The 9,844-nt window shown below is 35.5% G+C and carries 5 protein-coding genes; 3 read left to right on the forward strand and 2 right to left on the reverse strand.

Annotation, left to right across the window (positions count from 1 at the left end; all coding sequences use genetic code 11):
• Positions 1 to 16 precede the first annotated feature (16 nt).
• Positions 17 to 3,145, reverse strand: a complete 3,129-nt coding sequence (locus C3K47_RS04315; protein ID WP_103787882.1) for a SusC/RagA family TonB-linked outer membrane protein — start codon at positions 3,143 to 3,145, stop codon at positions 17 to 19.
• Positions 3,146 to 3,535: 390 nt separating this feature from the next.
• On the opposite strand from C3K47_RS04315, the gene C3K47_RS04320 reads away from it, so the two are divergent.
• Together C3K47_RS04320 and C3K47_RS04325 are read left to right on the forward strand one after the other, a co-directional pair.
• Positions 3,536 to 5,167 (forward strand): tetratricopeptide repeat protein, encoded by a 1,632-nt coding sequence (locus C3K47_RS04320; RefSeq protein WP_103787883.1) that lies wholly within the window; start codon positions 3,536 to 3,538, stop codon positions 5,165 to 5,167.
• A 97-nt stretch (positions 5,168 to 5,264) separates the two neighbouring features.
• Positions 5,265 to 6,965: a tetratricopeptide repeat protein gene (locus C3K47_RS04325; protein ID WP_165784630.1), complete on the forward strand. Its 1,701-nt coding sequence runs from the start codon at positions 5,265 to 5,267 to the stop codon at positions 6,963 to 6,965.
• 77 nt (positions 6,966 to 7,042) lie between these two features.
• Here C3K47_RS04325 and C3K47_RS04330 read toward each other — a convergent pair whose 3' ends face one another.
• Positions 7,043 to 8,542: a DUF6377 domain-containing protein gene (locus C3K47_RS04330; protein ID WP_243392488.1), complete on the reverse strand. Its 1,500-nt coding sequence runs from the start codon at positions 8,540 to 8,542 to the stop codon at positions 7,043 to 7,045.
• 548 nt (positions 8,543 to 9,090) lie between these two features.
• Here C3K47_RS04330 and C3K47_RS04335 point away from each other — a divergent pair.
• Positions 9,091 to 9,552, forward strand: coding sequence for an Lrp/AsnC family transcriptional regulator (locus C3K47_RS04335; protein ID WP_103787886.1), 462 nt, complete (start codon positions 9,091 to 9,093; stop codon positions 9,550 to 9,552).
• Positions 9,553 to 9,844: the final 292 nt, after the last annotated feature.

The following is a 9,844-nucleotide window of genomic DNA, read 5'->3' on the forward strand; positions in this document are numbered from 1 at the left end:
AACTCGGTTTAGGTGATTAAAAGTTTGCATTTAACGTAAAGGTGTAATTGCGTTGGAAAGGATAATAAATACCGCGTTCCATATTAGCACCGCCCCATTCAAAAGCATCGTTAACTATAAATTTGAAGCCCATGCTTTGAGCCTTGAGTTTTTCAGCAATTGATTTAGGCATTGCATAACCAATCATCATGGATGCGCACTGAATTTTATCATCATTTTCAACAAAACGAGTTGTGGCATAAGTTGGTGAAGTAGCAATACCATTTACAGAAAGAGCCTTGTAAAGCGGGTTGCTCATGTCTTGCTGCCAACGCTGAGCTGAAGCTGCTCTGCTGTCAACATTGAACGCAATGTTTGCATTTTCAACACGGTCGGCCAGCGTTTGGTTATATACCTTTGCACCTAACTGATAGTCGAAATACATTCCTAACGAAAACTGTCTGAAAGTAACATCAGTACCAAATGAACCCTGCCATTTAGGAGTTAAATTACCGGCAAATACTTTATCATCAGCATTCCATAATCCATCTTTCGATATGAAAATTTCATTGCCAGTTTCAGGATCAATACCTGCTGAGCGAACTGCCCAAATTGCAGAAGGAGAATATCCTACTTTATATTGTGATTGTAGTTGCTCTTGATGAGAAGCTGTATTAGAGTTCGCATTTACCTGCTCAATAAATGGAGCTATAGAAGTAATCTTGTCTGTATTATGAAGACTGTTCAGCATCACATTCCAACTCAAATTATTTCTCTGCGATCTATAAACAGTTCCTGCTATACCAAATTCAAAACCCTTGTTTTCAATTCCTGCATAATTATCATAGTATGAATAACTTTGATAACCTGTTGACGAAGCTGAAAGTGTTGGCATTATGATATTAGAAGACTTTTGCTGGTAAACATTGAAGTTTAGCGCTAACCTGTTATTAAATAATGCTGCATCAATTCCAGCATCTTGCTTATAAGTTTGAGGAGCTTTTAAGTTTTTATTACCGTAAGCGATTAAATACGCTCCCAATCCCTGACCGATTGTGCTACTATTACTTGTGCCTGGTACATATTGTTGGTTAGTATAATAATCATAAGCTGTTCTATCTAAATAAGATAAAAAGTTTTGATTACCGGTAATGCCTAAGCTTCCTTTAACTTTTAACTGATTGATCCAACTTACATTCTTTAAGAAGCTCTCATTTTGAACATTCCATGATAAACCAACAGCACCGAACTTTGACGCACTGCTTAAACCTGAATAGTTATCCAGTGCCCCTGATAGATCAATTTGATAACGTTTATCATAACTGTAGGAAGCATTGCCAAAAGTAGAAGCATAACGAGTTACAATTTTACTACTTACAGGCTTTTCGCCTTTGTACGCCGTTCCATAAGAAATATCGGCTAACCGGTCAATGGCAAAACCACTTACCGAAATTAACTCAGATTCACTAGAGGCTTGAGAGATGTTCTCACCAAAACTTGCCGAGATCTCATGTTTACCTAAATTCTTTTGGTATTGTAAATTAGCCCCACCCTGAACATCAAGGAATGAATTTGCTGTATAATCATATCTACCTCTGCTTAAAATATTGGCAGCAGTTATATTATCAAAGCTTGTATGACTCGGAGGTAAAAAATAATTTAATTCATCAGATTGCTTAGTAATACTTGCAATCCCATTTAATTGGAATCCAGCCCCTAAGAGTAAACTTAAATTGGTTTGGTTATTATATCTTGCATATTTAGCATTATCTGTTGTTGCTAAAGTTGAATTATATGCAGGGTTTAAATAAACATCCCCTTCAAGATACCTTTGAAATTTGCCGGTGTTTAAATCATATGGGTTCCAGTATGGATTCAGCTTCGTATAGTCACTAAATTTTCCGTATGGGGAGTTTGAGGCATCAGAGCCCAGATAACTAAACTTATTGCTAAAAGAGAAACCACCCAAATTACCGCCAAAATCAGTACTTAAGTCTAAATTCTTTCTGTTTGAACCCTTCATAGTTCCTTGAATATCATTGTAAGATGCAGTTACACCATAAAAAATATTCTCAGTTCCGGTACTTACAGCAATGGAATGTTTTAGCCCTAAGCCATTTTGTAAAGGAATTTGCAACCAGTTAGTGTTATTGCCTTTATTATAAACTTGATCATATCTTTTTTGGTAAACAGCATCTGAAGTTGAAGGATATAAACCTGCGGCGTTTTCCAGTTCAAATTTTTGTTTCGCATTTAAACTATTAAAGGAAGAAATATCAGCTTTGGAACCTTGCACTTGCTCACTAAACGAAATATTTAGACCACCTTTAGGTTTTGAGGTTTGTATAGCAATAACGCCATTACCGCCTCTCAATCCAAAGCTGGCTGTGGATACCGCATCTTGCAAAACTGTAACACTTTGAATTCGGTTTAAATCAATGTCCATTGCAGTTTGCAGTGTTACCTGAACACCGTCCAATAAAATAATTGGACTGCTATTGGAAGTCACATTTGAAGCAACATAGTCAGATGCAGAAGGATTCTTTTGAACACCTGAACCTGCATTTTTAGAGCTAGCAAGGGTGGTTGCATAAGGTAAATTATTTGCACCACGCAATCTGATTTCAGGAAGTGAATTTGGGTTACTTCCATTATTGTTGCTATAGGTAACTGTTAACGAAGGAACATAATACTTTAAAGCATCAATAAAGCTGATGGAATTAACTTTTCGAAGATCATTTCCTTTAACTGTAACAGTTGAACCAGAGAATAATGGACTAACTGATTTAGACTGACCTGTGCTAATAAGAAATCCCTCAGATTCGTTAAGCGATACCATTGCGATCGAAACAGTTTCAGAAGTAACATATTTAGCTACCCTCCGAAAACCAGGCTTATATAAAACAAGATTTCGACTTGAATTATTTTCGAACACCACCTGTCCATTAGTAGTAAATTTTGACTCTTGGCCTAATGTTACACGAACACTATCTAATACTTTGGAACTACCGAGGTCTTTTACAAAAACGGTAACCGTTTTAAAAAGGGCTGTGTCCTGGCTGTTTGACCTTGTCCCTTTAATGCTTTTTGTTTGAGCATAACCTGACTGGCAAAGCAAGCAGATTAGCCAAACAAAAGTTAATAAATAGTACACTTTTTGCTTCATCGAATTGATTTTTTTATTTGAATTACCGAACTACAAATACGCGTTTTTAGCTGATTATCAAACAATAGCGCATCACTACAATATCACTACAGATGGCCTTATCTATCAATATTTCATTACTACATAGAGAGAATTCGAAGGCTAAAAAGTGGCGAAAACAAGAAAGTAAACAGAGAGTTAAAAAATATTCCAAGTCGATTGGATGAAAACCATGTAAAATTATATTCTGGATTACGTAACAGTTACAGCCAAATATTCTGAAGGGGATAACTTTCCGTATTTAATTAAAGGTCACTTATTCAGGGTTTTTCACTAAATTAATCACTACAAAACCTGTTTAAAACAGCCTCAGCTTACTGGAGTAGTTTTAACAAGTAAAACTGGAAAATAATGCGATTTTCAGCCTTATTTCTGATGTTATTCTGCCTGGTTCAACTTCTAAAGGCCCAGTCTGTTTCCTCTATCGACAGTTTAAAAAAAGCATTAAAACACACCGAAGATGAATTGTCGAAGCTTGCTATCACTAATGAACTTTCGGAAGAATTATATAAGAATAACCCTTCACAAGCACTGGCCTATGCCCATGAATCGGAGTTACTGGCTCAAAACCTGGGTTCTGATTCATTGTTAAACAACGCATATATTAATCAGGCTACCGCCTATTTACATATTGGCAATTACCCTAAAGCCTTGCAGCTTTATCAAAAAGCAATAATTGGTGCTCAAAAGCTAGGTGACTCCAACGCGTTGTTTTCAGTCTATGAACGATTGGGAATACTTTATCACTTCCAAAATAACAATCGGAAGGCTATACAGTATTTCTTTTACGCCTTAACTCAGTTTTCGAAGAAAAATATAACTAATAAAAAATTGATTGAACGCAAAGCCTATCTGTTAAAAAACATTGGTATTGTTTACAATGAAACAAAAAACTATTCAATGTCTGCCGATTATTTCAACCAGGCCCTAACATTGGCAAAGCAACTAAATAACCATGAATTGATGGCAAATGTGCTCAATTACCAAGGCTCCTTGTTTCTCAACCAGGGAAATAAGGATTTAGCCCTTAAACAATACCTGGAAGCTTTACAATTAAGGAAAGAAAGCAATAACAAATGGGGCCTGGCGAGTTCTTATTTAAGTATAGGGCAGTATTATTTTAATCAGAAGGATTATGCGAATGCGGAAATTTATTTGAAAGAAGCTATTGAATCAGGAAAACAGGTTAATTTTTGGCCCAATGTGAGTATGTCATCATTATATCTTTACCAACTATATAAACAAAAGGGCGATTACAAGAATGCCTTAACAGCATTTGAATTAAATAATGCAGTAAATGACACGTTGTTCAGCATTGATCGGGTAAGAAAAATGCAACAACTGGAAATGCAGTATGATTTTGATCGTAAGCAGGCTGAGCTGAAAGCTCAGCAACGTAAAAAGGAGATGTATTATTGGCTGGGTACGATAACGCTATTTTTCCTATTATCAGCCGTTTTTGTTCTTTACTTATGGCAGCGTAACAAAACAAAAAAAATAGAGCTTGAACAACTGAATTTACAACTTGCTAATCAGGAGTTAGAAACAGATTTAGTGACTAAAGAACAAGAACTTGCTGCACACATTAAGCATCTTAGCAGTAAAAACGAACTGATTAATGAAGTATCGGAAAAATTACTGGCAATTAAACAAAATGTAAACGCTAAAACCCAAAACTCTGTTCAAAAAATTACCATGGATATTCAAGCAAACCTCCAACCTGAATTGTTGGATGAACTTGAACTTCGGTTTCAGCAGGTAAATGAAAATTTTTATAAAAATCTGAATGATAAATTTGTTGACCTTACCCCCAGTGAACGCAGACTTTGCGCTTTACTAAAGCTAAATATGAGCACAAAAGATATTTCAACAATGACCCACCAAAGTACTAAGGCTATTGATGTTGCGCGTACACGGCTGAGAAAAAAACTAAACCTAACCGGAACCGATCAAAGTTTGGCCGAATTCCTCGAACAGTTTTAAATCCTTGGCAGAAATTGCATCTATTTTAAACTAACTATTTTTTCAATTGCTACATTTTTATAAAATTGTATGTTTGCTTTTCAAAATTTTCTATTCAGTGAGTTGTTGCTTTTCCAATCATCCATTTAACTATAAAAAAGAAAAAATTGATTTTCCTGTAAAACGGTTCATTTTATTAATTAGTTTTTTTCTGCTTTATTCAAAAGGTTATAGTCAAACCGGCAATGTCGATAGCTTAGAAGGAGTTCTATTGCGCACCGATGATCCTAAGGAGCGATTAAAGATTACATTGCTACTTTCGGAGTTAAGCATTAACACCTATCCACAGCACTCATTTAAATACGCCGAAGAAGCACTGAGGCTGGCAGAAAGCTTGGGTTCTGATTCATTAAAGTTTACAGCAAACTTTTACCTTGCAACTGCCTACCTGGAGTTAGGAAATTATCCAAGAGGATTACAGTTGTATCAACAACTTATCAAGGATTCTCAAAAGAACAGGGGCGCAGAAATGCTGCCAAGGATAAACGGCAATATTGGTAACATTTATTATTTCCAACATGATTATAAAAAGGCCCTAACCTATTACGAAGAGGCATTAAAAGGGTTTACTATTTCTGAAAATGAGACCAATAAAAAGAAGGTCCTTTTACGTGCTACTTTATTAAATAATATTGGTAATTGTTATAACGAAGAAAGGGAGTTTGCCAAAGCAGCATCCTTTTATAACGAATCGCTTACCCTCAACAAAAAGATCAATCATTTGGGAGGCATTGCCAATGTACTCACTGATATGGGAAAGCTATACTTAAATCAGGGACAAAATGATCTGGCTCTTAAATATTACAACCAAGCACTCCTACTTCGTAAAAATAACGATGACAAACTCGGCTTGGTTCGTTCTTACATTAAAATAGGTGAGTTATACTTTATTCAGCAAAATGACTTAAGCACCGCTGAAAAATATTTTAAGGATGCTGCTGATTTAGGCATAAGCATTGGTGCCTGGGAAACGGTTAACGAGGCTTCTTACTATTTATACCAATTGTACAAAATACAAGGTAACTATAATAAATCCTTATTGTCATTAGAGCTAAATAAACAAGTAAACGACAGTTTATTTAACCAGGAACGTACCCGTAAAATTGCTGAACTAGAAATGCAATTTGATTTCGATCAGAAAAAACGTTTACTAGATGCCAAACAAAAGGAAAAAGAATTGTACTATTGGATGGGAGGACTTGGACTTTTACTTTCTTTAACCGTAGTTTCCCTTCTCTTTTTACTGCAACGAAACAAGGCTCGTAATGCCCAGTTAGCACAGATGAAACTTCAACTGGAAAAACGCAGCCTTGAAAGCAATCTGGAACTAAAGGACAAAGAGCTGGCAACCAACGTATTACATCTTTTAAATAAAAATGAGCTTATTAATACCATATCAGAAAAACTTATTGTTCTGAAAAAGGAGGTTGGAGAAGACTCACAAACTGCGGTGCAAAAAATCATGGTTGATCTGCAGTCAAATCTTCAACCCGAATTATTAGAAGAGTTTGAATTTCGGTTTCAACAGGTGCATGATAAGTTTTATAAAAACTTAAATGAGCAATTCCCGAATCTTACGCCGAGTGAGCGCAGGCTATGTGCTTTTCTTAAACTGAATATGACTACCAAAGAAATTTCGGCCATAACACACCAAAATGCAAAATCTATAGATGTGGCTCGCACCCGTCTAAGGAAAAAACTGAACTTAACTGGCACCGACCATAACCTGGTAAACTTTCTTGCCCATTTAGAAGATTAAGCTATAGGATGGGAGACCTTGTCATTTAAAAACCTAAACCATTCCAATTATTCATGGAAACGGTTTGGGTTTTTATATTATCTTATAACAGCTGTCGTTTCTGAACCAATTCTTATTACCAACTTTTCGAAATCATCACGAGAAACAGCTGCTTTATTACGAGCCTTTGTTCTGTAATTATAAATGGTACTTAAAGAGTAACGCAAAAACGCAGCTATTTTCACACTATCAGTAATCCCTAAACGTATTAAGGCAAAAATCCTTAATTCGGTATTTAACAAATCACCCGGCTTAATTTCAATTTGTTCATCAGGTATTAATAATGCATTAAAATCTTTAACAAAAGTTGGATAAAGGTTTAAAAAGATGTGGTCGAAATTTCGGTAAAGTTCCTCTACTTCATTGTCAACAATAGATGTTGATTTTAACAGCTTAGATAACTCGTCAAACCTCTTCTCACTTACCTTTTTATTCAGCTCCTTTCGATAGCTTTCCAATTTGTTTATATAAGTAGAACAGAGATCGAAAAAATGCGCAATATATTCTTCTTTCACTCGATTCGATTCAGAAAGGTCCGTATTGCTGCTGTTGAGCTGTTCATTGGTTTTTGTAATTTGTTTATTCAAAACAGCCAACTTTTCATTTGTACCAAAGAGTTCTTCTTTGATCTTTGAGACCTTGCGCATCTGCTTATAAACATAAAAAACAGCCATAACAAGAAAAATTGCCAGCAAGCTGATCGTTACAAGATATAGCTGAAGCTGACTTTTCCGTTTCGCCTCTTTCTCCTGGTAGGCCGTGTTTATAATGGTATAAAACGACGACAATTGTGTAGTTCTAAATTGAACATTGCAAAATATGGCATCCTCAATTGCCGATTTCATCAATTTGTAAGCCTCGTCAATATTGCCTTCTTTAAAATAGATCAAAGCCAATCGTTGAGTGGATGCATGATCCTTTACTGCACTTTCCAAATCGGCCATTGCCGAAAGCATAAAGTATTTCTTTTCCAGATCAGGCATATCACTTCTGCTGTAAATAACGCCTAATAAATAAGTAACCATAGCAAAGTCGGGAGTATTAGGCTTGGCGATTTTAAGCAAAGGCACCAATTCTCTTTCAGCTGTTTTCAACTGACTTGAATTTACATTCTGTTGAGCAAGATTAATTTTATATCGTAAGGAAGATGTATCCAAAACAGAAAGCAGTGAATCGCGATATTTTGCTATTTCCTTAATGTAAGTCACATCAAAGCTATTGGTTGCATAATGTTCGTAAAATCGAAAATTAGCCTCATAATAATCAGCTAGCATTGGCTTTGATAGCCTTTTCTTTTCGATGCTTTTAAGCATGCTTTCCGATTCGCGGTATCTACCGGAAGAAGAATAAAGTGCGGCTAATTGAAGTTTGGACTCGTCTATCAGTTCAATTTTATTAAGTTGGCTCGCAATAACCAGGTTCCACTTAACATAGGTAATTGCCGAATCCAACTTAAACTTTTGATACTCGTTAATCAGATTATTGTTATTCAGGTAGAGCTGCATGAGCGTAGAACCCACGCTATTCAAACTCTTCAAATTTTCAATCCGCTCTTGTTTCTTCTTAAAAAAAACAGGTTTGTTGTTAATTGTTGTATTGAGTCTAATAAAAATTGAATCAGATGGCCCATTAGCAAAAGCTAAGCACCCGCAAACGACAAATAACAACAGTAGTTTTTTCATTTTAATAAGAAGACGTGATTTATATCGGGCTCAAAAATGATTAATACTTTTGATTTAACAGCGGTTTAAAGCAAAAATAAAGCGTCAAAATAAATTTTGACGCTTTTATATGATTTAGGTTATGAAGAAACTTGAATAAAGTTTAGATTTTGGCGGTTGGATAGTGAGGTATTCCCAGTCTACCTCACTTCCATCCACACAGCACTATTTGGGTTTTTATTGATTGTCAATATCAAACATGAGTAACACATTACAAATGTCACCATTGCCGATAATAAATACAATACTTCTTTATATTTCCATAAATTTTCTGAAATTTGTTGAAATAATCTAACTTATTTTCAGTTTACAAATACTTAAAAAGCTGAATTCCGTACTTTTTTCACCAGCAATAATTATAAAAAATGAACCATTTAGACAATGTTGATCTTGACATATTACGCATCCTACAAAAAGATGCCTCATTAACAAATAAAGAAATTGCTTTCAAACTGCATAAATCCATTGCTACCATCCACGAAAGGGTTCGAAGATTACATGAAAGAGGGGTAATTACTAACGTTGTCGCCATTTTAGATCGAAAAAAGATTAACAAAAAACTACTTGCATTCAGTCACGTATTGTTAAATGCACATACGGCAAGTACATTAAAGCAATTTGAAGATGAGGTAATTAAGTTTCCGGAAGTAATGGAATGCCTTCAAATGAGTGGATCATTTGACTTTATTTTACGCATTGCAACTGAGGACATGGATACTTATCATGATTTTTATAGAAACAAACTAGCTTTACTTCCTAATATCACTACCGTACAAAGTTTTTTTGTACTCTCGGAAGCCAAAAGTGATACAGCGTATCCGTTATAATTGATGTGATTGGGGTAGACTGTTACTTAGATGATTTGTTTTATTGATTTATTGTTTTATTGTTCTATTGTTAAAAAATAAACCACAGAGTTGCACCGGGTTACACAAAGTCATTCCTACTCCGTGTACCACTGTGCAACTCTGTGGTTATTAAACAATTTCACCATATAACCATTAGCCATTTAGCCAGGTCCCTAAACAAACAAAGCCCCTTGGCGTGAACCAAGAGGCTTGTATAAAAATCGGCACCGACCTACTCTCCCACCTGTTACGGCAGTACCATCGGCTCTGG

Origin of the sequence: Solitalea longa (assembly GCF_002920915.1) — a bacterium.
Classification (GTDB): Bacteria; Bacteroidota; Bacteroidia; order Sphingobacteriales; family Sphingobacteriaceae; genus Solitalea; species Solitalea longa.

Bases quoted from the DNA above. Each gene is read 5' to 3' on its own strand.
- C3K47_RS04315 (WP_103787882.1), bottom strand. From the start codon at position 3,145: ATGAAGCAAAAAGTGTACTATTTATTAACTTTTGTTTGGCTAATCTGC.
- C3K47_RS04320 (WP_103787883.1), top strand. From the start codon at position 3,536: ATGCGATTTTCAGCCTTATTTCTGATGTTATTCTGCCTGGTTCAACTT.
- C3K47_RS04335 (WP_103787886.1), top strand. From the start codon at position 9,091: ATGAACCATTTAGACAATGTTGATCTTGACATATTACGCATCCTACAA.